This is a genomic window from uncultured Dysgonomonas sp. (assembly GCF_900079725.1).
Taxonomy (GTDB): Bacteria; Bacteroidota; Bacteroidia; order Bacteroidales; family Dysgonomonadaceae; genus Dysgonomonas.
This window is the reverse complement of sequence record NZ_LT599032.1, coordinates 1,563,717-1,590,135: the sequence shown is the minus strand read 5'-3', so window position 1 is coordinate 1,590,135 and position 26,419 is coordinate 1,563,717. Positions and strand designations below refer to the sequence as shown.

Genomic DNA, 26,419 nt, shown 5'->3' with positions numbered 1-26,419 from the left:
CGGAAATTTTCCGGACTTTTTATTTTCTGTAATATGATGAGTTTAGTTGTTTCTTTTGGAATAAAGCCACGCCGTTTCAAATTTAGGGTTTTCTTTCCTGAAAGAGTCAAGATATGATTCTGCCTGTGTCTTATCTTCAAACGAAGATATATATATCCTGTATCTATCGCCTCCTTCTACAATGTCTGCATCATTAAATCCATTCTTCTTAATTTTGGAAAGCAGATTGTTCGCCCTATCCATTGTGTCTTCTCCTCCGACAATAATATAATAGATACGTCCGGATTTGAGTTTGACAGGACTATCTTCAGCCGTGTTAGTGATTTGCTTGGTCTCAGTCTTGTTTTCCAAATCTTTAACAATTTCGCTATTACGCGGTGACAACGAGCTTGTAATTGTAGATATAAAATCAGCTTTTTGAGAGATTTTGCTGTTGCTGTCTTTAATGTTGATGGGGGTAATGAAAAGTGCAATTGCGGCTACACTGGCAGCGACCGCACCAATTGTATATTTTAAGGACAGATTTCTTTTGTCTCTTATGATAATTTTATCTATTTCGGCCAATTGTTTTATGCTGGTAGGGTATAATCCAAACAAACCGGGATGCATAATCGATCTGTTCGGTGCGAAAAGAATATTTCCTTCTGTATCAGTTGTAAATGACCCAATATTGCCAAACGGAATCGTTTTACCATCTTTCAGTTTTGTTTTAATTGCTGTCACAAACTCTTTTATCTTTTTGCATGCAGCGTTATAGGATATCTTCTCGTCTTTGGTAATGTATGATGCTATAATTCCATCATTATGATTTAGTTCCGGATTGAAAACAATACTGTGTTTAGGCGGTTTGATTGCGCCGTTGGATAAGAATATTGCTGGTTCCATGTTTAATATGAAACCTCCAAAATCAGGTATAATAACACAATTGTGTATCGGAAGTGAAATTTCTAGGTATTTAAATATTGTTTTTTCCATAATGCAAATATAAGCATAAGCAGGATAATTTTGTAGTTAAAAAAAGGATTTTATTTTTCAATTTATGCATTGTGGTCACGTTCAAGATATAAGAGGTTTTGTTGGTGTTTATGGCGTATTATGGTGTTTGTAGGAAAGATATTCATAAAAAAGCATAGTTTGATATAAAAGCATTAATTTTGTACAAAAAAGAAATATGGATACTGAATGTATAATTAAGGATCAGATAGAAAAATCAATTTCTGTGAAGGAAGCAATACTAACCGATGTTGCTTTATTGAAGAATATTCGGGAAGCAGCAGAAATGGTTACGGAGGCTTATCGGAAGGGTTTTAAGACCTTGCTGGCCGGTAATGGAGGTAGTGCAGCCGATGCTCAGCATATTGCAGGGGAGTTTGTTAGCCGGTTTTATTTTGACCGCCCAGGTATTCCGTCTATCGCCTTGTCTACGGATACCTCTATCCTGACAGCTATAGGTAACGATTATGGATTTGACCGGTTGTTTGAGCGTCAGGTTCAAGCTCATGGTCAGGTTGGAGATGTTTTTATAGGGATCACAACTTCCGGTAATTCAGAAAATATATATAAGGCTTTGATGGCATGCCGGGCAAAAGGTGTTAAGACGATTGTTTTTACAGGAAAAGGAGGGGGGCGTGTTACGGATATTTGTGACATATGTATAAAAGTTCCATCAGAAGAGACTCCTCGTATACAAGAATCGCACATACTTATCGGACATATAATATGCTGTATTGTGGAGGAAAAATTATTTGGATATTTGAATAAAGAATAACTGTCTTATCATTATATTGTATTTTATGATAGTTAGATAAAACGCAAAATGTTTATTTATAATACGCTTGCTTTCAGCTAAAAAATGACTACATTTGTAGCGCGAAAAAAAGAAGAAGAATAGTGTGGCTGATGTGATTGCTGCAACTGTCTGATTTTGTGCGTTATGCGTTTATTTCATGAAGATAAAATACCTCTGTGGTTGTTCGGCAGAGAATTACCTTATACAAAATAAAAGAAACAGCAATAAGTTATATTACTCAATTAGCTAAATTAGAGAATCATAAACTCCCGGAAAAATTAATTCAAATATATGAAAAGGCTTATTCTTTGTTTATTTACTTTTTTGATTTCGATTTGTTCCCTTTTTGCTCAAATGTCAGACGATCAGGTCATCAGTTATGTTAAGACGGAGATGGATAAGGGGACATCGCAACAAACAATAGCTGCCGAGCTGTTAAAAAGAGGTGTGACTCAAAGTCAGCTAGAGAGGATAAAGGATCAACAGAATCAACAAAGACAAAAAGCAGCTCCAGGAGTTATCGATGACGGTTCGAAGTTGAGGACTGATGTGTTAGATGAAACAATGGCCAATGAACCTGTTGTTGATAATAAACGGCGGATATTCGGAAAAGATATATTTAATAAGAAGAATTTATCATTTACACCCAATGTTAATATTCCTACTCCTGAAGACTATAAGCTTGGTCCTGGGGATGAAGTTGTGATCGATATATGGGGTGCATCTCAAGCATCAGTGAGACAGACCATATCTCCAGAGGGAAGTATCAGGGTTGATCGATTAGGGCCTGTTTATTTGAATGGAATGACGATAAAAGAAGCAAATGATTATGTTCAGCAAAAGTTTTCCGGGCTATATTCAGGAATAGGTGATTATGAGGGAGCTTCTCAAATAAAACTTACTTTAGGACAGATAAGGACTATTCAAATAAATATAATGGGTGAGGTGTCGGTTCCGGGCACTTATTCCATGTCTTCATTATCTTCAGTCTTTCATGCATTATATAATGCAGGAGGGATAAATGAAATAGGTTCATTAAGGTTAATTCAATTATACCGTAAGGGTAAATTGATTAAAACTATTGATATATATAAATATCTATTGGATGGAGATTCGAGTGGTGATATACGATTAAATGATGGAGATATTATTATTGTTCCGCCATATATATCACTGGTTGAAATAACAGGTAAGGTAAAGCGGCCGATGTATTATGAAATGACTTCGCAGGAAACATTAGCAGATTTAATTAAGTATTCCGGAGGTTTTGTCGGTGATGCATACCGGGATGAAGCTGGACTAGTGCGAAAAACAGGTGGTTATGATAAAGTATTTACATTAGCATCTGATAATTTTAAAAATTTTATCCTTGACGATGGGGATCAGGTCACAATTCATGCTGGATTAAATCTATACGAAAACAGAGTGGAAGTTCAAGGTGCTGTTTATCGCTCTGGCTACTATGAGATTGGAAAAGATATAAAGACTGTGAAGGATTTGATCGAAAAAGCAGGAGGTCTCAAAGATGATGCATTTTTAAGCAGGGCTATATTGACACGCGAAAAGGCAGATTTGACAATCGAGAATTTATCAATTAACTTAAGTTCGCTTCTTAAAGGTACTATTAGTGACATAGTATTGAGAAAGAATGATGTCTTATTTGTTGCAGCAAATGCTGTTGTTATGGACTTAGGTAATTTTGCTATATATGGAAATGTGGCAAATCCTGGTTCATATAAATATGCAGATAATACAACTATTGAAGATCTTATAGTCCGGGCTGGAGGATTACTAGGGTCAGCATCTACTGCTAAGGTTGATGTTGCCCGTAGAATAGTAGATCCTACGAGTACAGAAAGTCAATCTGTGATTGCAGAAACATTTACTTTTAGTATAAAAGATGGTTTAATTGCGGAAGGAGTTTCTAATTTTACTTTGATGCCATATGATCAAGTGTATGTGCGCAGAAGTCCGGGATATATTGAACAGCGTAATGTAGTGCTTCAGGGAGAAGTGCTGTTTCCTGGGACTTATGCTCTTAAAGAGAAAACCGAGCGGATTTCAGATATAATAGCAAGAGCTGGAAATTTAACCCCACATGCATATTCTCAAGGAGCAAAATTGGTAAGGGAGAAAACACAAGCGGAAATAGCCAGTCAGAAGAAATCTATTAGAATGATATCAGAAAGTGGATCAACAGATTCTATATCTTCTGAGTTGATGGATGTTGAGAGATACTATGCTATCGGAATAGAACTGGATATGGCGATGAAGTATCCTCGCTCAGAATTCGATTTAGTATTGAAGCCGGGGGATAGATTGATGATTCCTGAATACGATAATACAGTTAAAATTAATGGAGCTGTGATGTATCCGAATACAGTCCTTTATAGAAAAGGGGAAAAAGTTTCATATTATATCGATCAGGCAGGAGGCTATAATGATGTGGCTCAGAAGAAGAGGGCTTACATTGTTTATATGAATGGAACAGTTGCAAAGGTTAAAGGTTCTAGTAAAGATGCGATTCAACCTGGTTGTGAGATAATTGTACCAGCAAAAGAACAAAGGCAGAAAATGACATTGGCTGAAACTATTAGTATTGGTACTAGTATTACATCGATGGCGTCAGTAGTGGCTTTATTGATTAATGCATTGACTAAATAAAGCTATGGAAGAGAAAAAAAATAATATAGCAGAGGAGAAAGAAATAGATTTGCTTGCATTAGCTAATAAAATATGGGTAAATAAGAAGTTTATAATAAAGGCCTTAGGTATTGGACTGGTTATAGCTCTTATTGTTGCATTTAGTATTCCGAAGGAATATACGACGACCGTGATTTTAATGCCGGAGGCACAGTCTGGAACATCGTCTATGAACTCACTGGCAGCATTAGCAGGAGTCAATATTGGAGGAACTACGGGAATTGATGCATTAGCTTCACCTGATTTATATCCGAGTGTATTTGAGTCTACACCTTTTATTAAAGGATTATTCGATATGAATGTAAAAGATCTAAAGCAAGGTATAGATACGACTTTCTATTCTTATATGAATAACTATCAAAGCTATGCTTGGTGGTCATATCTTCTGAAGGCTCCAGGTTTGTTTATGAATTTATTTTTTACAGAAGATGATTCAATCATTAAAGATGTAGATAATAATCGAATTATGTCTAAAATGGATATGGATATTATTAAGAGTTTAAAAGACCGAATAATTATATCCTCAGAAAAGAAAACGGCAGTTACTACTATTGAAGTAACAATGCAAAGTCCTGAGATATCTGCTTATCTGGTTGATACACTGACTCTTTATTTTCAGTCCTATATAATTGACTATCGTACTCAGAAAGCCCGAAATGATTTATTATTTGCTGAAAAGTTATATGAAGAAGCCAAAACAGATTATTATACAGCTCAACAAAAATTAGCAACATATTCTGATGCTAATTTAAATGTTGTGTCAGCCAAATATCGTATAACTCAGGAACGATTGCAAAATGAAGCAAATCTTGCTTACTCTGTATATAATCAAGCTGCACAGCAATTGCAATTGGCAAAAGTAAAGGTTCAGGATAATACGCCGGTTTTTACTATTATTCAACCAGCTGTACAACCTATAGAGCCATCGAAACCTTCAAAAAAAATAATATTAGCGGGTTTCTTATTAATATCGTTTTTGAGTGCTTCTGCATGGATCATCAAGGAAGATATATTATATTTAATACGATAAGAGAATCTATTAATGGAGCGGAAAGAAAATTCTATAAGTAGTAACAGACGGATTGTTAAAAATACTTTGATGTTGTATTTTAGACAAATACTGATTTTGCTGGTAAGTCTATATACAGTACGTGTGGTATTAAATACTCTTGGTGTTGAAGATTATGGAATTTATAATGTAGTTGGTGGAATCGTAGCTTTCTTTTCATTTCTCAGCGGAACAATGGCTTCAGCCACGCAACGATTCTTTTCGTTTGCTTTAGGACAAAGTGATACAAATAAACTAAATCGTACTTTTTCAATAAATCTACTAATTTATGTAGTTATAGCGATTATTGCATTAGTTTTGCTTGAAACAATTGGCCTTTGGTTTGTAAATGAGAAATTACATGTTCCCCCCGAGAGGTATGAAGCCGCTCAATTTATATATCATTTCTCGGTACTGACTTTTATTGCTACTATTTTTACTGCACCTTTTATGGCAATTATTATTGCTCATGAAGACATGCAGATTTATGCTTATGTATCAATCCTTGAGGCAATTTTGAAGTTAGGAGTTGTTTTTTTACTGGTTTATTTGCCTTGGGATAAACTTGAACTGTATGGAGTGTTGATTTTTGCAGTAATGGTTATTGTCGATCTTGTCTATATCGTGATTTGTACGAGAAAATACCAAGAATGTCAGTTTAGAAAATTCTATTGGGACAAAAAACTGTTACGGGAAATTACAGGCTTTACAGGCTGGACATTATTTGGACAAATAACTACGGTTTTTCGAAATCAGGCAGTTACGATTTTGTTAAATCAGGTGTTTAGTCCTGTTGTTGTAGCAGCAAGAGCTGTGGCAACAAATATTACAGGCCAGGTTAATGTGTTTTCTAATAATTTTAATACAGGACTTTATCCACCAATTATAAAATCATATGCAGCGAATGACAAAAAGGAAATGTTTTCGCTGATATTCCAAGGTTCTAAAATTACTTTTTTTTTGATGTGGGTATTTGCTTTACCATTGTTTCTTGAAATGGATATTATATTACAAGTATGGTTGAAGAACCCTCCTCCCGAAGCTGTATTGTTTACGCGATTGGCTTTGGTTGAAGTCATGATAAATTCGATAAGCTTGCCTATGACTACTGCAGCTCGTGCACCTGGTAGGATGAGGATGTATGAATTAACGCTTGGCTGTATTCAAATAGCTATTTTTATAGCTTCATGGATTGTATTGATTATGGGAGCAAGGGCATATTCTGTTTTTGTTGTGGCAATAGTAGCAAATTTAATTATGTTTATTGTTCGTTTATTTATTGTTCGAAAGTTAATAGGACTGGATATTCAACTTTTTATTGTGGAGGTAATAGTTCCTGTTTTTTTTGTTATGTTAGCGTCTTCAGTGCTTTCCTTCGGGTTACATTATCTTTTGCCTATTGGATTTTTTTATGCTGTAATTGGGGTGGTTGGAAGCATACTATTTGCTTGCATATGTATGTATTTAATTGCATTGAAGCAATCTGAACGAGAAAAAATAAGGAATGTTGCTATAACTAAAATTGATAATTTACGTAGAAATTGTTAAAAATGAAAAGAACAATTCACAAGATTATTTTTGCAGTCAAGAGAGTACCTTTGATACTTAGATCTTTACGGAAAGTTTATCGTTATGGAGGGTATACAACCACTAATATTGCATATATTAATTGTGGGGAAGTTTTAAAGGGAAAAAATATTTTAATTACAGGAGGCAGTTCAGGGATCGGCTTTTGTATTGCAAAAAAGTGTGTACAGGAAGGGGCGACTGTTGTAATTACAGGTAGAGATGAAAATAAGTTAAAGCAGGCAAAAGAAAAGATAAACAGTTCGCTATTAAAAGTCCTCACATGGGATATTAGCCAAATAGCTAATATGGAGGAAGGCATTTTAAAAACCAAAGAACTGTTAAATAATGATATAGATATTCTAGTTAATAATGCAGGAATTGTGAATAGTATTCAATTTCCAAATGTGACCGAAGAAGTATGGGATAAAGTATATGCTACAAATTCGAAAGGATTGTTTTTCCTTACTCAATCGTTATGTGGTAAATGGATAAAAGAAAACAAAATCAAGCAGAGAAAAATAATTAATATTTCTTCACAGGGTGGTTTTGTTGGAGCAGTTTATCCATATCGAATGACAAAGTGGGATATTGCAGGATTAACACAAGGGCTTGCAATTAAGTTGGCTCCATATGGTATTATTGTCAATGGGATCGCTCCCGGTGTTGTCGTGACGAACATGCAATCTGATTTTCAAAATCGGGCAGAAAATGTTTATTGCACTCAGAACCCTTTAGAAAGATTTGCATTACCAGAAGAAATCGCAGAATTGGCTGTCTTTCTAATGAGTGATGCTAGTAATTTTATTACTGGGCAGACGATAATCTGTGATGGAGGATATACTATAAAATAAATGAGATTATAAAATTATATTATGTATACAATCGCAAAAAACGCCCAAATAGTATTGGCATTGCTTAAGCAGCACAATATTAGGCATATTGTAATAAGTCCCGGGGCTACAAATATACCAATTGTTCAAGGAGTTCAGAGTGATCCATTTTTTACTTGTTATTCTGTTGTGGATGAACGAAGTGCGATGTATTTCGCAATAGGTTTGTATTTGGAACTGGGCGTACCAATTGCTACATCATGTACGAGTGCGCAGGCAACGCGCAATTATATTCCTGGACTTACTGAGGCATTTTACAAACATGTTCCTATATTAGCAATAACAGCATCAAAGCATCCACGATTTACTTACCAGGAATATATGCAGGCACCTAATCAGATATCTTTGCCTGTAGATACAGTGAAACAAACCTTCGCTTTACCATATGTTTCAAATCAACACGACGAGTTGCATTGTATGCGTTTGGTTAATGAAGCAATTCTGGAATTATCTCATCGGGTGCCTGGACCTGTGCAATTGAATGTGCCGATGTTGGACTCGGAAATCAAAAAGATATCAGTATCTAAATTACCACAAGTTCGTACAATCAAGCGATATATGGAGTGGGAAGAGTGGGATGTATCATTAAAAGATAAAAAAATAATGATTGTTATAGGTGAGCATCGTCCATTCACTGAGAAACAGACTGCAGCATTAGAAATATTTACTCAAACTCATAATGCTTTTGTTTATGTCAATCATTTATCTAACTATCACGGTCAATATGCTGTCTCAGCTAATTTATTTTTAGCCAGTATGTCGAGTAATGTTTTTATACAGAACTATAAGCCTGATATATTAATAACCATAGGTGGGCAGACTGGTGATTATCCCTTATATGGGAAACTATCAGCGGGGAGTCAATTTGACTTTGAGCATTGGCGTGTTAGTGAAGATGGAAAGGTTGTTGATACCTATGATAAACTGACCAAAATATTCGAGTGTCCTTTTGATTTGTTTTTTTCCCGGTTAGGAGGAAAGGATACTGTTCAGCACTCTTATTATGACCAATGGAAAGAATTAGAAATGTCAATTTCAATACCTGAAGATTTACCTTTTTCTAATGCATATTTAGCACAGCAGCTACATAATGAAATACCTAAAAATAGCTTTTTAAATTTTGCGATATTGAATAGCTTACGAGTTTGGAGTTTTTTCTCTCTTGATTCGTCAATAACTTGCTACTCAAACGTTGCTGCTTTTGGCATTGATGGATGTATGTCGGTCTTGTTAGGCCAAAGTGTATCTACTGATAGGTTATGCTTTATGGTTATTGGCGATTTGAGTTTCTTTTATGATATGAATTCATTAGGTATTCGTCATTTGAAGAACAATATTCGTATTCTCTTGGTAAATAATGGCTGTGGGGTGGAATTTAAGTTATCTGAGATTGAGGGAACGGACGCAAATCCGTATATTGCTGCAGTTGGACATTACAATAATGCTAAAGGGTGGACAGAAGCAAATGGCTTTAAATATCTGTCTGCAAGAAATAAACATGAATTTATACAACTGAAAGATAAATTTATAAATGAATCTGACCAGTCAATTGTTTTTGAGATATTTACAACTGCAGAAGATGAATCAAAAGTGTTAAAATCAATTATTGCAAATAACAAACAGGAGGACGGTCCAAAAGCTTTATTACGCAAAGTGATAGGTGAAAAAGGTATTGATATATTAAAAAGTATATTAAAGAAATAGAATAATATAATGAAAGACTATGTAATTATTTCAGGACTGATTTTAGATGATAACAATCTAGGAACTGCCGCTTTAGGCTATGGGGCGTTTTCTTTTCTAAATATAGAGAAGCAGTTGTCTGATTATAAAATTATAAAAATTAATTTTTTTAGAAATCTTTGGAGATATAGGAATAAAAAGTCTGTAGTCCAGCAGGTGAAAATAGGAGGTGATATTTTTGACGTAGAAACTGTACATATTTTCTTTTTATATTATTGGTTTATTTCTTTATTTAAAAAGAAAACTCCTTTTGGAAGATTAAGTGATATCTTAAAAAGAACAGAATATGTGGCTGCTATAAACGGTGGTGATGGCTTTTCGGATATATATGGTACTAAAACATTTAAATCAAGGCTGATGGATACAAATTTAGCAATGATATGTAAGATTCCACTGATAGAATTGCCACAAACTCTCGGTCCTTTTAGCACTCCTTCTAATTATAAATTAGCAGAAAGAATATTGAAATATTCTTCGAAAGTATATGTGCGAGATTTAGCTTTTAAACAAGAGTTAGATAAGATGGGGGTACAGTATGAATTGTGTAAAGATCTTTCATATTATATGCAACCTGAGAAAATTGATGATTTGGAAATATTACCTAAATCTGTTGGGCTGAATGTGAGTGGATTGGCATATTCAAATAAATTCCGCGCTTTATCAAATAAGTTTGATAATTATCCATTCTTTATTGAAAAAATAATAAATATGTTTCAAGAGAAAAATATACCTGTTTATTTAGTATCTCATTCATATAATTATATAACTCCAGAAACGAATAATGATGATTTGGAGGCCAACAAAGCAGTATATCATTCACTGAAGAATAAGAAAGGTGTTTATCTTGTGGATAAAAAATTGACTTCTCCACAAACAAAATATATGATTTCACAATTTGATTTTTTTATTGGTACAAGAATGCATGCTTGTTTTGCTGCTATATATACACAGACACCTGTTTTGGGGTTAGCGTATAGTTATAAATTTAAATATGCTTTCAATCAGTATGGGCTTGATAAATATATTGTTGATATTGTCGATTTAGAGAGAGAAAATATTGCTTTACTATTGTCTGAAATAGTAAGCTTTTATGAGCGGCGAAATGAAATAAAGGAAAAACTAAATAATATAGATGGAGAGTAATAAAGCACGAGTAATAGCGTACTATTTACCACAGTTTCACCCCATACCAGAGAATGATGAATGGTGGGGGAAAGGTTTTACAGAGTGGACAAATGTCGGAAAAGCCCGGCCATTGTTCAAAGGTCATTATCAGCCTCTGGTTCCTGCCGATTTGGGATATTATGATTTACGGATTCCGGAAGTTCGGGAAGAGCAGGCAAAACTCGCAAAAGAAGCAGGTATAGAGGGCTTTTGTTACTGGCATTATTGGTTTGGAGATGGTAAAAGGTTATTGGAAATGCCCTTCAATGAAGTAGTATCTTCAGGTAAACCAGATTTTCCTTTTTGCTTAGGTTGGGCAAATGAGTCTTGGCAAGCTAAAGTATGGAATAGAGAAGCTGGGGAAAATAGAACTCTTATAGAACAAAAATATCCGGGAGAGAAAGATAATGAAGATCATTTTTATGAATTACTCCCTGCATTTCAGGATAAAAGGTATATTCGAGTAGATGGTAATCCTTTCTTTTTGATCTATAAGCCGCTTCAGTTTCCCGGAGTTTCCGATTTTATCAAACAATGGAATGCTTTACTGAAAAAGAACAATGTCGGCGAAAAGTTTTATTTTGTTGCCAATGCTTATAATGAGGATGAATATTTAGCACTGAAGCAGCTAGGATTTGACGCCGTAACTATAAATCCCAGTAGCAGAATGATCTATAAGTCGAAGATAGTGACATTTATTCGTAAAGTTGCTCGGCGGTTGTTTAATGTTCCTATTGTTGTCAATTATTCATCTGTAATAGATGGGTTTACAAGAGATATAGACAAACAGGAGGATGTAATCCCATTTATTTTACCAAATTGGGATCATTCACCAAGAAGTGCAAAAAGAGCTATTGTATTGCATAAATCTACTCCGCAATTATTTCAAAAACATGTTAAAAAAGTATTCGATGTTGTTGAGGAAAAGGAGAATAAGCTGGTAATATTAAAATCATGGAATGAATGGGGGGAGGGGAATTATATGGAACCTGACCTAAAATGGGGGAAGGGGTATTTAGAGGCAGTAAAATCTTACTTGATAAAAAAGATTGAATTTTAGAATGGACCTGAATGCTTGGTTCTGTCTTAAATAGACTTTACCAGATATGAAATACTGTTTTATAGTTTATTAAATGCTTATATATATATTATTATATACACTTTTATTCCTTTCCATTTGTAAAGAGAAGGAAAATGTTGATTCTTATACAAAAAAGAAAATACTATTCTTCTTTGTGGTCATTTTTACGCTTTTTAGAGGCTTGCGATGGGAAACCGGTACCGATTGGGAACTATATTATGAAACGTTTAAGTCAGCAGACTGGAATAATATATTTTCTTATACTCATAGCGTGGCTGTAATGGAGCCAGGGTATATGTTCATTAATGCATTGGTCAGGAACCTTGGAGGTAATTATACTGTATTTTTGCTGCTTACCAACTTGTTTATACTAGTTGTATACATGAAGTTTGCTCAAACAAACTCTAAGACTCCTATATATGTTTTCGTATTGATTATGTTCAGTACTCAATTTTTCCCGGTTCGTATGGGAATTGCAGTTGCCTTTATTATGATGGGATTGTGTAGCTTCTCTGACAGAAAATATATGCGTATAATCATATGCACTCTTCTGGCTGTGAGTATACATAAATCAGCATTGGTATTTATTCCTGTGTATTTTCTGATTTTCTTTAGAAGTATTCCGACAATGCTTGCAGTTACTATTTCTCTAGCAGCATTGATTATCGCCCAGCTCAATAAGGTCCAAGAGTTGCTTATGCCATTAAGTCTTTATGTGGATATATTGGGTGGGGAGAATGTAGCGACTAAATATGAACATTATTTTGAATATGATATAGCAGCGAAAGGTGGAGAATCGTTTGTAAAGGGTGCATCAACTTTCTTTAATTCGATTATATTTATAATCACCCTTATACCTTTTGGAAAGATGGCTAAAGATCTCTCAAAAAAAGAAGGTGAAATTAATTATGGATTTATTTACAATATTTATTTTGTTTTTGTGATAATTGGTATTCTTTTTTCTAGTGATGAAATGTTGGGATTAAAAAGGATGCAAAACTATTTTATGTTTGCATTTCCTGTTTTGTTCTCAGCTTTTATTGTGTATGGTAGGGAAAAATATCCAAAATATAAATTTGCATTTCCATATATTTTCACTTTTTATATATTGTTTCGTTCCTATACCCTCTTTTTCAGTGGTTATTTAGAAATGTACTTCCCTTATTATTCAATCTTTAACGATAATTTTTACAGACCATATTAAATGGAAAAACAGAATATTTATTTTGCGTGGATTAAATTTCAACGAAGAGCTGTTTCGATGCAATCATACTTTGATTATAATTGTAAACATATTACCTCTTGTTTCAAAAATAAGTATTTCAGAGTATTGGACTATATAATAAAAAGTATAAAGACCTTTGTAATTCTATGTAAAGAAAAGCCTAAAACCGTATGGATACAATTGCCTCCAATTTTTCTGTTGAATTTATTGCTATTTTATAAGAAATATTTTAACAAGGAAGTAATTATAATTTCGGATTGTCATAATGGTGTCTTTTTTGGGAAGTGGAAGAAATATTTTGATCCGGATTTATTAAATAAGAGCGATATCATTGTGGTTCACAATACTGTAATTCGAGGTATTGCCATTGATATGGGGTTAAATGCAGAAAAAACTATTATTTTAGAAGATAAACCTGCTGAAAAAAATATTGATACTCCACTGCCGAAAAAGGAGAGCAAGTATACAAGTCAAGTATTAATGCCTTGTGGATTTTCAAAGGATGAACCTTTAGAGGTTGTGTTTGAAGCCGCCAGGCAGATTCCGGACATTCATATTCTGATATCAGGCCCGAAGGAGAGAGGTATTTCTCTGTTCGATTATAATAAAATACCAGATAATGTAAGTTTAATTGGCTTTTTACCTTTAGAAGAATATGAAATCGTATTTAGACAGTCAGACCTGATTATGGGGCTTACAACAGAAGATCATATTCAATTGAGTGTTGCAAACGAAGCTACCGGATTAGAAATGCCAATGGTACTCTCTGATACCCAATTACTACGCGATATGTTTTACAAGGGGGCTGTCTATGTGGAAACACTTGATGCGGATTCCATCACTAATGGAATAAAAAAAGCTTTGAATGATATTGATAGGCTTCAAAATGAAGTTCGAATATTGAAAATAGAGAGGAATGAGAAATGGTGTAAAATGGCGATGCAAGTATTAGAGAAAATTAATGGAAAAGAATGTAAAAACGAGAATGAAAACTCCAATTAAGAAAATACTAGCCATAGCCTCTATCGGTGGACATTGGAAACAATTATTGTGCATAGTACCACAAACTTTCAATGATATTGAAATAGTATATGTATCTACACACCCCAAATGTGCTATAATGGTCGAAGGCAATAGATTTTATTCAATAGATGATTTTAGTCGTTGGAATGCGTATAAAGTTGTACCTGTCTTTTTTCAGGCAATAAAGATTCTGCGCAAAGAGAAACCCTGCGCTGTTATAACAACAGGTGCGGCTCCTGGATTAATTACATTGTTTGCAGCAAAACTATTTGGGATAAAAACTTTTTGGGTAGATAGTGTTGCCAATATTCAAGGATTGTCATTGAGTGGTCGTATCGCATCAAAATTTGTAACACAAGCTTATACTCAATGGCAGGAGTTAGCATCAGACAAGGTTTTATATAAAGGAAATGTTTTTGATTGAAAATTAGAGTTATGATATTTGTTACAGTTGGGACACAGATACCATTTGATCGCTTCATTAAAATAGTTGATGAACTTGCAGGGGGAATAGATGAAACCTTTGTTGTGCAGGCATTGAATGGTAATTACTCACCTCAGAATTTTAAGATTGTAAATTTTATTTCACCTGATGAATTTAATGAAATTGTACAAAAAGCTAGATTGATTGTCAGCCATGCGGGAATGGGCAGCATTCTGACTGCTATAGATTATGAAAAGCCTATAATTATATTCCCTCGATTGGTATCACTTGGCGAGCATCGGAATGATCATCAAATAGCAACGGCAATGGCTATAAATGAGAAGGAATATGCATATGTAGCTTATGATAAAAAACAACTGAAAGAATTATTGTATTCCCAAGATTTAACTCCATTAAAGAGGAAAAGAGAGCAAAACTCAAATAATATTTTATATTCAATAATGAGCCAGTTTAGATAAATGTATCATAATTTGTTTGTTGTACAGAGGATTCTTTCTACACAAAAGTTTTTTCTATGTTTATTACTTGATATAATTGCTATCTCAAAAAAGTTTTCTATTTTATATCTAAAAATAATATGAATTAGATCTTCTATATGACGTACCAAAAAGTTATCAATGGATGCTGAAACAAAAAAGATAATAAAATGAAAGGAATCGTCTTAGCCGGAGGCTCTGGCACTCGTCTTTATCCTATTACTAAAGGAGTAAGTAAGCAGTTATTACCCGTTTATGATAAGCCAATGGTTTATTATCCTATTTCAGTGTTAATGCTTGCAGGAATCAGGGATATACTGATAATCTCTACGCCAGACGATTTACCGTCTTTCCAAAGACTGTTGGGAGATGGCTCCGATTATGGGATAAGGCTTCAGTATGCAGTACAGCCTTCCCCCGACGGTTTAGCCCAAGCTTTTCTTATAGGGGAGAATTTTATCGGAGACGACTCTGTTTGCCTTGTATTAGGTGATAATATATTTCATGGACAAGGATTTACTGCTATGTTGAAAGAGTCTGTTTATCAAGCTGAAGAAGATCAGAATGCGACAGTTTTCGGATATTGGGTAAGCGATCCTGAACGTTATGGAGTTGCAGAGTTTGATAAAGAAGGCAACTGTCTATCAATAGAAGAAAAACCTGAAAAGCCAAAATCACATTATGCCGTTGTAGGTTTATATTTCTATCCCAATAAGGTTGTAAATATTGCAAAAAATATAAAACCATCAGCAAGGGGGGAATTAGAAATTACAACAGTGAATCAACAGTTCCTTCAAGATAAAGAGTTAAAGGTTCAGACCTTAGGAAGAGGCTTTGCATGGTTAGATACCGGTACGCATGATTCATTGAGTGAAGCCTCTACTTTTGTAGAGGTAATTGAGAAACGGCAAGGACTGAAAATAGCATGTTTAGAAGCTATTGCGTATAACCAGGGATGGATTGCGAGAGAGAGATTGCTTGAGGTCGCAAAGCCAATGATTAAAAATCAGTATGGGCAATACTTAAATAAACTAGCAAACGAAAAAAGATGAATATAATAAAAACAGATATTGAAGAGGTCGTTATTATCGAACCTCGTATTTTTGAAGATGCGCGAGGCTATTTCTTTGAATCTTTCAGTCAGCAGATATTCGAAGAAAAGGTGTGTAAAACAACTTTTGTCCAAGATAATGAAAGTAAATCTACTTTTGGTGTCCTACGAGGATTACATTTCCAGAAGCCGCCTCATGCTCAGAGTAAATTAGTCCGGGTTATAAAAGGGAAAGTTCTTGATGTTGCCGTTGATATAAGAAAAGGTTCTCCCTCTTTTGGTCAATATGTGGCCGTGGAGTTATCCGAAGAAAACCATCTACAACTTTTCGTCCCACGGGGATTTGCTCATGGCTTTGTTGTGTTGAGCGAAAACGTTATTTTTCAGTATAAATGTGATAATTATTATGCACCTCAAAGTGAAGGTGCTATCGCTTGGGACGATCCCGATCTAAATATTGATTGGAAAATATCTACAGATAAAGTTATTTTATCTGGAAAAGATAAAGAGAATAAACCATTGAAACATGCAGAATGGTTATTTGATTATAAAGAAAATTTATATTAATAATGAACATACTGATTACAGGTGCTAACGGACAACTAGGTAATGAGATTCGCCGGATAACCGGAGATAGTAAGAATAACTATATCTTTACAGATGTTGCAGAATTAGATATTACAGATTTAGATGCTATTCGTCAACTGGCAATAGGGGAAAAACTGAGCATTATAGTAAATTGCGCTGCATATACCAATGTAGATAAGGCAGAAGATGACTATGATATGGCAGACCTTATAAACAATAAGGCTGTAAGAAATATTGCTGTCATTGCTAAAGAGACTGGAGCTACTCTGATTCATGTATCGACAGACTACGTATTTAACGGGGAGTCTTGTATACCTTATCAGGAAACTTGCAGAACGAATCCGATCGGAGTATATGGAAAAACTAAATTAGCAGGAGAACTGAGTATACAAGAGATAGGATGTAAATATTTGATATTTCGCACGTCTTGGCTTTATTCTCAATATGGCAATAACTTTGTAAAAACTATGCAGCGGTTAACTTCAGAACGAGATACTCTTAATGTTGTATTTGATCAGGTTGGAACTCCTACCTATGCCGCAGACCTGGCCTCTCTTATATATAAAATAATTGAAGAGGATATATATCATAAACAAGGTACTTATCATTTTAGTAACGAGGGCGTATGTTCCTGGTATGATTTTGCAAAAAAAATATGCGACCTTTCAGAAAATATTTGTGATATTCAACCTTGTCATAGTGATGAATTTCCGAGTAAAGTCAGACGTCCTAGTTTTTCTGTTCTGGATAAAACTAAAGTTAAAGAAACATTTAATATAAAGATTCCGTATTGGGAAGAGTCCTTAACGCAATGTATAAAAGAATTAAAAGCGCAAACAAATGAATTTTAAAAAGAATATACTAATCACAGGGGGAGCCGGGTTTATAGGTTCTCATGTTGTAAGATTATTTGTAAATAAATATCCAGAATATCATATAATTAATCTGGATAAACTGACTTATGCCGGAAATCTGGAAAATCTTAAAGATATAGAGGGAGCTTCTAACTATACTTTTGTTAAGGCGGATATCTGTGACTTTGAGAAAATGAAAGATATTCTTGAAACTTATAACGTTGACAATATAATCCATCTGGCGGCTGAAAGCCATGTTGACCGTAGCATCAAAGATCCATTCACTTTTGCTCAAACAAATGTGATGGGAACTTTATCTCTACTTCAGGTAGCCAGACTATTTTGGAACGGAGATTGGGAAGATAAACTTTTCTATCATATTTCTACAGATGAAGTATATGGCAGTTTAGACTTTGATGGAACGTACTTTACTGAGACCACCAAATACGATCCTCATTCTCCTTATTCGGCGAGTAAAGCTTCCTCCGATCATTTTGTACGAGCATATCATGATACTTATGGAATGCGTGTAATTGTGACTAATTGCTCGAATAATTATGGGCCATATCAGTTTCCGGAGAAATTAATACCTCTGTTTATCAATAATATTCGTCAAGGAAAACCCCTACCTGTATACGGTAAAGGCGAAAATGTCAGGGACTGGCTTTATGTGGTAGATCATGCGCGTGCAATTGATACAATCTTTCATAATGGTAAGATTGCGGATACATACAATATTGGAGGATTCAATGAGTGGAAAAATATAGATTTGATTAAAGTTATTATCAAAACGGTAGATAAATTATTAGGTAATCCTGACGGTACATCCGATCATTTGATAACTTATGTCACAGACAGGGCAGGTCATGATCTTCGTTATGCTATTGATTCTTCAAAGTTGAAAAATGAATTAGGATGGGAGCCGTCCTTGCAGTTCGAAGAAGGGATTGAAAAGACCGTTCGATGGTATTTGGATAATCAGGAATGGATGAATAATATAACTTCCGGAGATTATGAGAGATATTATAATGAAATGTATAAAGGTCGATAAGATCGTTTAAAAAAGCTTTTTATGTCCCACACCCTCCACCTCACCTCTCCCTCTTCCAAAGACGAAGCCTACAGGTCCCTCCTTCCCCAACTAAAAGCATTACTGGAAGGTGAAACCGATACCATTGCCAATTTTGCCAATGTATCAGCAGCATTGAAGATGACTTTTGGCTTCTTCTGGGTTGGCTTTTATATCGTAAAAAAAGAGGAACTCGTTCTCGGACCATTTCAGGGGACAATAGCCTGTACCCGTATTAAATACGGAAAAGGAGTCTGCGGAACAGCATGGAAGGAAAAGAGAACAGTTATAGTAGAAGATGTAAATCAGTTTCCCGGACATATTGCCTGCGATGCCGCTTCTCAATCCGAAATAGTAGTACCCCTGTTCCATCACGATGAAGTTATTGCTGTACTCGATATAGACAGCGAGCATCTGAATCACTTCGATGAAACGGATGCGCAATATCTTCAACAGATAGTTAAACTGTTGGAATCTTAAATTCCGGTTACTTTATCAGAAAGGGAACAATAGCGGTAGTACTAATATCATTACTATTCCCATAATTAATTGTAGAGGCAATCCCACCTTTATATAATCCATGAATGTATAACGCCCGGCACTCATCACCAATGCATTTGGTGGTGTTGAGAATGGAGATGCGAAACACATACTCGCAGCTACTGCAACAGCAAACAGGAACGGATATGGACTGACGCTCATGCTTACCGCAGCTTTGAGGGCTATAGGGGTGAACAGCACGGCTGTTGCTGTGTTGCTAATAAACATGGTGAGCAATGATGTACAGAAGTATATTCCTGCTAACAGGGCGTAAGGTCCAAAGTCTCCTAACTTATCAACCAGCCCACCGGAAATCAGTGTATCTACTCCCGTATTCTGAAATGCTGTAGCCATAGGCAGCATAGCTCCGATGAGTACTACACTTTCCCAATTGATACTGCCATAGGCTTCTTCCATGTTTCTTAAACAGCCTGTAACCACCATTGCCACTGCTGCCAGTAGAATCGCTATCACAGACGGTACAATTTCAAATACCATAGCTATTACCATTAGTATCATAATCGCGGCAGCTATAGGTGCTTTCTGATCTAGTGTCACCTTTGCAGCTTCCTTCAGGGGTTGTCCCACCAGTACGAGGTCGTCCTGCCTGTCATCGAGGTTTGCAAGGTCTTTCCACGTACCCTGTATCAAGAGTGCATCTCCCGAATGCAATTTTGCATCTTTAATATCATGCATGCGATATTCATTCTGCCGCTGAATACCAAGTACATTTACATTATATTCCTCTCTGAACTGAATCTCAGAGATTGTCCGATTTATAAGTTTAGAGTTAGGCATGATAAATATCTCAGCGATACCTGATTCCTGAAAATCAGCAAAAGGATAATCTCCATTTGTTTCCTCCAGATGCAGATGATTTTCGGAAACGAATCTCTCTATATCTTCCAGATTTCCATGGCAATATAATATATCACCTTTCTGTATCGTTGACTTCGGACCTGCAACTTCTTCAATAACATTCTTCCTGAACCTTGAATTGCCTACTTTCCGTACTATCTTACTGATACTTACATTGTAATGTGTCGCTATTTTTAGTTCGGCAAGAGTTTTGTCCGATAATGGAGTGTCATTCTTTACCTCTATCCTGTATGATTGGTTTTGCAGTTCATATTCCATAGCTAATTCGACTAGCGATTTTCCTTGTTTCTTTTTTGTTGCAGACGCATCGCTTTTAGATATTAGCAATTTACTTAGGAAAAATAAAATAATAACCCCGACACCCAGTGCAACAAAACCGATAGGAGCAAAAGAAAAGAACGAGAGCGCCTTATGTCCAGCTTCTACCAACGCGTTATTAATTACCAGATTGGGAGGAGTACTGATTAGCGTAAACATACCCATACTACTGGCAAAGGCTAACGGCATCAGGTATCTGCGTGGATTGATATTAGCACTTGCGGTCATGCTGACAATAATCGGCATCATCACGGCTACAGTACCTGTATTGCTCACAAAAGCCCCGATCGATGCTGTTACAAGCATTACAAGTATGAATAGTTTATTTTCGTTGCTTCCCGCCGTTTGCAGTATCTTACTACTGATTACCTTGGCTAATCCGGTCCGGAAGATTCCGGCGCCTACTATGAAGAGCCCGATCATCATTATGACAACAGGATTCGAAAATCCGGCCAATGCTTCTGATGTATCCAGTATTCCGAAAAGAACCAATGCCAGCAAGGCACATACAGCAACAAGGTCGGAGCGGATCTTTCCTCGCATGAAGAAGATAGATGCCGTAATCAGAATTGCTAATGTGATATTGATAGGGGACAGTAAGGTGGATAATTCCATATTTAAATATATTATTATGATATATTAAGCAGTTTGTTTTTTCCAATGTATACAAAGATAAAGAATCCTTTAGCTCAAAGCGAATACTTTTAAATAAGAACGTTAAAAAGATAAGAATTGTTTATCTTTTTTCACGTTCGTTAATCAGGTTGTTATTTTTCCGAAAACCAATTTGGAATATAACTTATAAGTATGATAACTTATTTTTATTCTTTGCAAATCTTCACTAAAAAAGACTGACAAAATGGGAATTAATATGTAATTTTGTCAGGTTTTATTACTGTTTAACAGTTGATAGTAGGCAATTGTTAGTTGTATTTATATTCTAATATATTGAATACTTAAGATATATAACCTATAAACTTGTAATTATAATGGCAAAACCGGACATCCAACAAGTGAAGCAACGCTTCGGTATCATCGGGAATAGTCCCGATCTGAACCGGGCTATAGATATTGCCCTTCAGGTGGCTCCTACCGATATGTCGGTATTGGTGACCGGGGAGAGCGGAGTAGGGAAAGAGAATTTTCCACAGATTATTCATCAGTTCAGTCATCGTAAACACGGGACATATATCGCGGTCAATTGCGGCTCTATTCCCGAAGGAACGATCGATTCCGAACTTTTCGGGCATGAGAAAGGGTCTTTTACCGGAGCAACAGGTGAGCGGAAAGGATATTTTGAGGTAGCTAACGGAGGTACTTTATTTCTCGATGAGGTAGGGGAGTTGCCTCTGTCTACTCAGGCTCGCTTATTACGCGTACTGGAAACAGGAGAGTTTATAAAAGTGGGTTCATCTAAAGTGGAGAAAACCGATGTACGTGTTGTTGCCGCTACCAATCTGGATATGGTGACTGCTACCCGTAACGGGCGTTTCCGTGAAGATTTGTACTATCGTCTTAACACAGTACCTATCCGTATTCCGGCACTTAGGGACCGGAAGGATGATATCCCCTTGTTATTCAGGAAATTTGCAAGCGATTGTGCCGAAAAGTATAGTATGCCTCCGATCGTGCTAACCGATTCTGCAAGACAAATGCTAAAAGAATATTACTGGCCCGGCAATATCCGCCAGTTAAAGAATATTACAGAACAGATTTCGATAATTGAGCAAACGAGGGATATAACTCCTGATATACTGAAATTATATCTTCCGGCTAATGAGGTAGGGCTTATCCCTGTAGGTACAATAAATGCGAGTGAACAGAAGAATTTCAATAACGAGCGGGAAATATTATATCAGGTATTGTTCGATATGAAGAAGGATATGAACGAGCTGAAAAAGATCGTTCATGATATCGTGGCCGGAAATATGAAGCCCGGCGATATTATATCTTCTTCTGTGGTAAATAGTAGTGAAAAACCTCTTACGCCAATGGTTGTAAATCAGGCAGACAGGACATCTTCTTTGCCTATCAAGGATGACGGGCATACGATAATACCTGCATCTACAATTGCCGATGCCGATGTGATCGAGGCTCCGGAGTATGAGGAGGAAACGCTTTCGTTACAAGATGTAGAAAGAGATATGATTATAAAGGCACTGGAGCGGCATAACGGGAAACGCAAGAATGCAGCTCAGGATCTAAAAATATCGGAGCGTACATTGTATAGAAAAATAAAAGAATATAATCTGGAAAATTTATGAAAAAGGTATTATTGTCACTTTTCTTTGTCGCATTGTTTGTCGGCTGTACGGTGTCTTATAAATTTAATGGGGCATCTATCAACTATGCAGAAACGCCAACAATCGATATACGTGATTTCCAGAATCAGGCACCTTATGTATATCCTCCGTTGACACAGGTCTTCAATGAGCGAATGAAGGATGTATTTACCCGTAATACGAAATTGCAATTCACCTCGATTAATCCGTCGCTCGAGATTGAAGGGGAGATTGTTACATATGAATTGACACCTTTGTCGGTAAAAGAAGATAACTTCTCCGCGGAAACACGTCTGACATTAGGAGTGAAAATGCGATTCAGAAATAATAAAAATCCTCAGGAAGACAAGGAGGAAACGATTACAGCTTACCGTGATTTCTCCAGTAGCCTGATGCTTACCGATGTACAGGATGGATTGATTGATGAGTTGACGAAAGATATTGTAGACCAGATTTTTAATGCGACAATGTCTAATTGGTAGAAAAAAGTAATTAATAATTAAGAATGATGAATTAAGAATTTCAAATCAATTGAGATTTTATATCCTATATTTCTGAATAATTCATCATTCTTAATTCATCATTTTTAATTAAAAAAGTGGATATTCAACAATTCTATAAATTAACCGGAAAAGGCGTAAATCCTTCGCAAGAGGATATACAGCCTTTAAAGGCTTTTGTTGAAGAATATCCATATTCGCAGACGGGTATATTTACTTATCTGAAGTCTGTATATTTATTTGAGTCTGAAAGTTTTCAGGAAGAACTTGGAAGATTAAGTATTTTTGTAAATGACCGTAAGGCTTTATTTTATTATATTTTGAGTGATGAGTACGACTCGTTTTTCCGTCAGACGGGAAAGGCAGAAGTGAGTGAGGATAAGACCAGCTTGTTGCTGAATGCTTTTTTCGAATCGAAGGGAGACAATAATTCAGATATGGAATTGGAGTATAGTATATCGCATTCAAGTCTCGCTACTACAGATTACTTTACTTATATGCAGGTGACTTCTGTAGTAGAGAGTGAAGATGTCCCTGCAGATAAAGAGCCGTCAAGCCTCAAGCATCAGAATATCATAGATACATTCATTACCCGTTCGGAGATGGAAGGCGGTATCCGCATACAAATGAGTGGAGACGACGAGCCTTTGTCGGATGATACGGAAAAAACGGATGAAAAAGATGATGAGCTGGACGAAGATGTATTTTTTACCGAAACATTGGCTAAAATCTACATAAAACAGAAAAAGTATGAGAAAGCATACAAAATTATTAAACACTTAAGTTTGAATTATCCGAAAAAAAATATTTACTTTGCAGACCAATTGAGTTTTTTGGAAAAACTGATTATAAATTCGAAATTTAAAGATACAAAATGATTACACTTATTACTGTATTAATTGTAATTGCAGCGATTGCCTTAGTACTGATAGTTCTTGTTCAAAATTCTAAAGGTGGTGGCCTTTCATCAGGTTTCTCATCATCAAACGCCATTATGGGTGTTCGTAAAACTACCGATTTCCTTGAAAAAGCAACTTGGGGACTAGCCAGTTTCATCATGGTGATGAGTATAGTTTGTGTTATGATCAGGCCGAAAGCGACAACTACTCTTCAACCGGAAGTAGGTGCTCCTGCTCCTGTTAATACAGGTGCTCCTGATATGTCGACAACACTGCCTGCAATACCAAGCAACACTGCGCCTGCTACAGAGCAGCCTGCAACACCTCCTGCTGAATAATCTCAGACTAGAATATAATTAAGATATTGAAGGCTTCTCGTACGAGAAGCCTTTTTTGCGATATAGGTGCGTGTATTTGCCGGATATATTTATCTATACGGTTTTTATGAGCTCTTTGAAAGATTGATGGCCCCATAATTGGCTCTGCCGAATGTTGTTTCCCCAAGGGGGACTTACAATGAAGGTAAAAGTAATAAGTAAAAAAGTGTAACCTTTGTTACCTTTTGCGCCTTAGCGTCTCTGCGTGAAATATTGTTGACTGCTAACTGTTGACTGTTTGCTAATATATCTGTTACCTTTGTTACCTTTGTTACCTTTTATATAGCATCTTTTGTGTAACTATCTGTTTACCTTGCGGTAAAGAGTTTTAGCCACCAAATACACGAAGGAAATCACAAAGGATAAAAAACTGTTACATGTGTTACCTTTTGAAAAAGTTACAAGTAGACAAAATACAAAATATAAGATACAAGTTGCTAACTGATGACTGTTCACTGATAACTGGTATATCTGTTACCTTTGTTACCTTTTAACTAAATAGAGTTAACTAATATGAAATTGTAAGACGGAAATAATGAAAAACCTGTCAGATGTGTCAGATTTTAACTGTATATGGTTAAAATATGTAATTTTACAGAGGGTTATAATTCTTTATATGTCGGTATATCGGCAAGATATTCGAATGTTTGCGTGCTGTAATCCATCCGGCAACAGTAATGGCTGAGTCCGTTGGATACAATCAGGTATTTTACTTTCAGTACGATGTTGTATCTTACTATCTGGTCGAAAACAGCCTGAGTGATTTCCACATCCGGTGATTTATATTCGACTATGACCAGAGGGGAAATCGTTTTATCGTAAACGATGGAATCGCACCTGCGCTTCTGATTATTCAGGTTGATTTGTATCTCGTTAGCTATTAAAGCCTGCGGATACCCCTTCTCTGTGATCAGGTAATTAATGAAGTGCTGGCGTACCCATTCTTCGGGTGTAAGTGTCACAAACTTACGACGTAGCCTGTCGAAAACGCTAAGTCTTCCGTCCGTTTTTTTTACATTTATATTGAAAGGGGGCAGATTTAAATCCAACATTTGTTACCTTTGTTAATCCTGTACAACAAAAAATAAAAGATACTTGTTGTATCTTAAAACAAAAGTAAAGTTAATATGAAAACAAAACAAGAAATTGTAGACAATTGGCTTCCAAGGTATACCAAAAGGCCATTAGAACAGTTTACCAAACATATATTACTTACCAATTTTGCAAAGTATGTAGAGGTGTTTGCCAGTCATTTCAACGTGCCTATTGTAGGGCTCGACGGCAATATGCCGAATGCATCGGCTAATGGTATTACCATTATTAATTTTGGTATGGGAAGCGCCAATGCGGCCACCATAATGGACTTACTGAGCGCGATTGAACCCGAAGCCGTATTGTTTTTAGGTAAATGCGGAGGGATAAAGAAGCATAACAATCTGGGAGATTATATATTGCCTATCGCGGCTATCCGGGGAGAAGGAACATCGAACGATTATTTTCCGCCCGAAGTGCCGTCTTTGCCGGCTTTCAGCCTGTTGAGGTCGGTGTCGTCCACTATCCGTAATCACAACCGAGATTACTGGACGGGGACAGTATATACCACCAATCGCCGGGTGTGGGAATATGACGATGTATTCAAAGACTACCTGAGGCGGATTCGTACAATGGCTGTGGATATGGAAACAGCGACATTGTTTACCTGCGGGTTTGCTAACCAGATCCCGACCGGAGCGTTGCTGTTGGTGTCTGACCAGCCAATGATTTCGGACGGTGTGAAAACTGAAAAAAGTGACAGCCTGGTCACTAAAAGCTTTGTGGATGAACATGTGCTTATAGGTATAGAGTCTCTTACAACACTGATAAACAACGGGCAAACCGTTAAACACCTGAAATTCGAATAAGGACT

The 26,419-nt window shown here is 36.0% G+C and carries 25 protein-coding genes; 22 read left to right on the top strand and 3 right to left on the bottom strand.

Annotation, left to right across the window (positions count from 1 at the left end; translation table 11 throughout):
* Positions 1 to 42 precede the first annotated feature (42 nt).
* The gene (locus QZL88_RS06920; protein WP_296939475.1) at positions 43 to 975 is read right to left on the bottom strand and encodes an SPOR domain-containing protein; all 933 of its coding nucleotides are present in this window, start codon (positions 973 to 975) and stop codon (positions 43 to 45) included.
* A 196-nt stretch (positions 976 to 1,171) separates the two neighbouring features.
* Between QZL88_RS06920 and QZL88_RS06915 the strand changes: the two genes are divergently transcribed.
* The 17 genes from QZL88_RS06915 to QZL88_RS06835 all read left to right on the top strand — a co-directional run bounded on the left by QZL88_RS06915 (position 1,172) and on the right by QZL88_RS06835 (position 19,198).
* Positions 1,172 to 1,768: a D-sedoheptulose 7-phosphate isomerase gene (locus QZL88_RS06915; protein WP_296939472.1), complete on the top strand. Its 597-nt coding sequence runs from the start codon at positions 1,172 to 1,174 to the stop codon at positions 1,766 to 1,768.
* A gap of 312 nt (positions 1,769 to 2,080) precedes the next feature.
* On the top strand, positions 2,081 to 4,453 hold the full coding sequence (locus QZL88_RS06910) for an SLBB domain-containing protein (RefSeq protein ID WP_296939470.1): 2,373 nt from the start codon (positions 2,081 to 2,083) through the stop codon (positions 4,451 to 4,453).
* Positions 4,454 to 4,457: 4 nt separating this feature from the next.
* Positions 4,458 to 5,522 (top strand): Wzz/FepE/Etk N-terminal domain-containing protein, encoded by a 1,065-nt coding sequence (locus QZL88_RS06905; protein ID WP_296939468.1) that lies wholly within the window; start codon positions 4,458 to 4,460, stop codon positions 5,520 to 5,522.
* 12 nt (positions 5,523 to 5,534) lie between these two features.
* Positions 5,535 to 7,088, top strand: coding sequence for an oligosaccharide flippase family protein (locus QZL88_RS06900; protein ID WP_296939466.1), 1,554 nt, complete (start codon positions 5,535 to 5,537; stop codon positions 7,086 to 7,088).
* 2 nt (positions 7,089 to 7,090) lie between these two features.
* Positions 7,091 to 7,960 carry an SDR family NAD(P)-dependent oxidoreductase gene (locus tag QZL88_RS06895; protein ID WP_296939462.1) on the top strand — a complete coding sequence of 290 codons (870 nt, stop codon included), beginning with the start codon at positions 7,091 to 7,093 and terminating at the stop codon, positions 7,958 to 7,960.
* A 21-nt stretch (positions 7,961 to 7,981) separates the two neighbouring features.
* A complete protein-coding gene (locus tag QZL88_RS06890) occupies positions 7,982 to 9,703 on the top strand; it encodes a thiamine pyrophosphate-binding protein (protein WP_296939460.1) in 1,722 nt (573 codons plus the stop codon).
* A 9-nt stretch (positions 9,704 to 9,712) separates the two neighbouring features.
* Positions 9,713 to 10,885, top strand: a complete 1,173-nt coding sequence (locus QZL88_RS06885; protein ID WP_296939458.1) for a polysaccharide pyruvyl transferase family protein — start codon at positions 9,713 to 9,715, stop codon at positions 10,883 to 10,885.
* Complete coding sequence (locus QZL88_RS06880; RefSeq protein WP_296939455.1) at positions 10,875 to 11,966, top strand: glycoside hydrolase family 99-like domain-containing protein; 1,092 nt, start codon at positions 10,875 to 10,877, stop codon at positions 11,964 to 11,966. The genes QZL88_RS06885 and QZL88_RS06880 overlap by 11 nt, the downstream gene beginning before the upstream one ends.
* A gap of 73 nt (positions 11,967 to 12,039) precedes the next feature.
* Positions 12,040 to 13,191 carry an EpsG family protein gene (locus QZL88_RS06875; protein ID WP_296939453.1) on the top strand — a complete coding sequence of 384 codons (1,152 nt, stop codon included), beginning with the start codon at positions 12,040 to 12,042 and terminating at the stop codon, positions 13,189 to 13,191.
* Positions 13,192 to 14,214 carry a glycosyltransferase gene (locus tag QZL88_RS06870; protein ID WP_296939451.1) on the top strand — a complete coding sequence of 341 codons (1,023 nt, stop codon included), beginning with the start codon at positions 13,192 to 13,194 and terminating at the stop codon, positions 14,212 to 14,214.
* Complete coding sequence (locus QZL88_RS06865) at positions 14,198 to 14,659, top strand: oligosaccharide biosynthesis protein Alg14 (RefSeq protein WP_296939449.1); 462 nt, start codon at positions 14,198 to 14,200, stop codon at positions 14,657 to 14,659. Before QZL88_RS06870 ends, QZL88_RS06865 begins: the two co-directional genes overlap by 17 nt.
* Before the next feature lie 11 nt (positions 14,660 to 14,670).
* Entirely contained in the window at positions 14,671 to 15,138 is a 468-nt protein-coding gene (locus QZL88_RS06860) for a glycosyltransferase (RefSeq protein WP_296939446.1), read from the top strand.
* Positions 15,139 to 15,326: 188 nt separating this feature from the next.
* On the top strand, positions 15,327 to 16,208 hold the full coding sequence (gene rfbA / locus QZL88_RS06855; protein ID WP_296939444.1) for a glucose-1-phosphate thymidylyltransferase RfbA: 882 nt from the start codon (positions 15,327 to 15,329) through the stop codon (positions 16,206 to 16,208).
* Positions 16,205 to 16,774: a dTDP-4-dehydrorhamnose 3,5-epimerase gene (rfbC, locus tag QZL88_RS06850; RefSeq protein ID WP_296939442.1), complete on the top strand. Its 570-nt coding sequence runs from the start codon at positions 16,205 to 16,207 to the stop codon at positions 16,772 to 16,774. The genes rfbA and rfbC overlap by 4 nt, the downstream gene beginning before the upstream one ends.
* Before the next feature lie 2 nt (positions 16,775 to 16,776).
* Positions 16,777 to 17,646 (top strand): dTDP-4-dehydrorhamnose reductase, encoded by an 870-nt coding sequence (gene rfbD, locus QZL88_RS06845; RefSeq protein WP_296939441.1) that lies wholly within the window; start codon positions 16,777 to 16,779, stop codon positions 17,644 to 17,646.
* Positions 17,636 to 18,700, top strand: a complete 1,065-nt coding sequence (rfbB, locus tag QZL88_RS06840; protein ID WP_296939440.1) for a dTDP-glucose 4,6-dehydratase — start codon at positions 17,636 to 17,638, stop codon at positions 18,698 to 18,700. Before rfbD ends, rfbB begins: the two co-directional genes overlap by 11 nt.
* A 21-nt stretch (positions 18,701 to 18,721) precedes the next feature.
* Positions 18,722 to 19,198: a GAF domain-containing protein gene (locus QZL88_RS06835; protein WP_296939437.1), complete on the top strand. Its 477-nt coding sequence runs from the start codon at positions 18,722 to 18,724 to the stop codon at positions 19,196 to 19,198.
* A gap of 15 nt (positions 19,199 to 19,213) precedes the next feature.
* On the opposite strand, the gene QZL88_RS06830 is transcribed toward QZL88_RS06835, so the two are convergent.
* A complete protein-coding gene (locus tag QZL88_RS06830) occupies positions 19,214 to 21,043 on the bottom strand; it encodes an SLC13 family permease (protein ID WP_363927914.1) in 1,830 nt (609 codons plus the stop codon).
* Positions 21,044 to 21,444: 401 nt separating this feature from the next.
* Between QZL88_RS06830 and QZL88_RS06825 the strand changes: the two genes are divergently transcribed.
* The 4 genes from QZL88_RS06825 (at position 21,445) to secG (ending at position 24,474) form a co-directional block, all read left to right on the top strand.
* A complete protein-coding gene (locus QZL88_RS06825; RefSeq protein ID WP_296939433.1) occupies positions 21,445 to 22,719 on the top strand; it encodes a sigma-54 dependent transcriptional regulator in 1,275 nt (424 codons plus the stop codon).
* Entirely contained in the window at positions 22,716 to 23,219 is a 504-nt protein-coding gene (gene lptE, locus QZL88_RS06820; RefSeq protein WP_296939432.1) for an LPS assembly lipoprotein LptE, read from the top strand. Before QZL88_RS06825 ends, lptE begins: the two co-directional genes overlap by 4 nt.
* Before the next feature lie 116 nt (positions 23,220 to 23,335).
* On the top strand, positions 23,336 to 24,115 hold the full coding sequence (locus tag QZL88_RS06815; protein ID WP_296939430.1) for a hypothetical protein: 780 nt from the start codon (positions 23,336 to 23,338) through the stop codon (positions 24,113 to 24,115).
* The gene (gene secG, locus QZL88_RS06810) at positions 24,112 to 24,474 is read left to right on the top strand and encodes a preprotein translocase subunit SecG (protein WP_296939428.1); all 363 of its coding nucleotides are present in this window, start codon (positions 24,112 to 24,114) and stop codon (positions 24,472 to 24,474) included. The genes QZL88_RS06815 and secG overlap by 4 nt, the downstream gene beginning before the upstream one ends.
* Positions 24,475 to 25,115: 641 nt before the next feature.
* Here the strand turns inward: secG and QZL88_RS06805 are convergent.
* Positions 25,116 to 25,565: a type I restriction enzyme HsdR N-terminal domain-containing protein gene (locus QZL88_RS06805; RefSeq protein ID WP_296939426.1), complete on the bottom strand. Its 450-nt coding sequence runs from the start codon at positions 25,563 to 25,565 to the stop codon at positions 25,116 to 25,118.
* 75 nt (positions 25,566 to 25,640) lie between these two features.
* On the opposite strand from QZL88_RS06805, the gene QZL88_RS06800 reads away from it, so the two are divergent.
* On the top strand, positions 25,641 to 26,414 hold the full coding sequence (locus QZL88_RS06800) for an AMP nucleosidase (protein WP_296939425.1): 774 nt from the start codon (positions 25,641 to 25,643) through the stop codon (positions 26,412 to 26,414).
* The last annotated feature ends 5 nt before the right edge of the window (positions 26,415 to 26,419 follow it).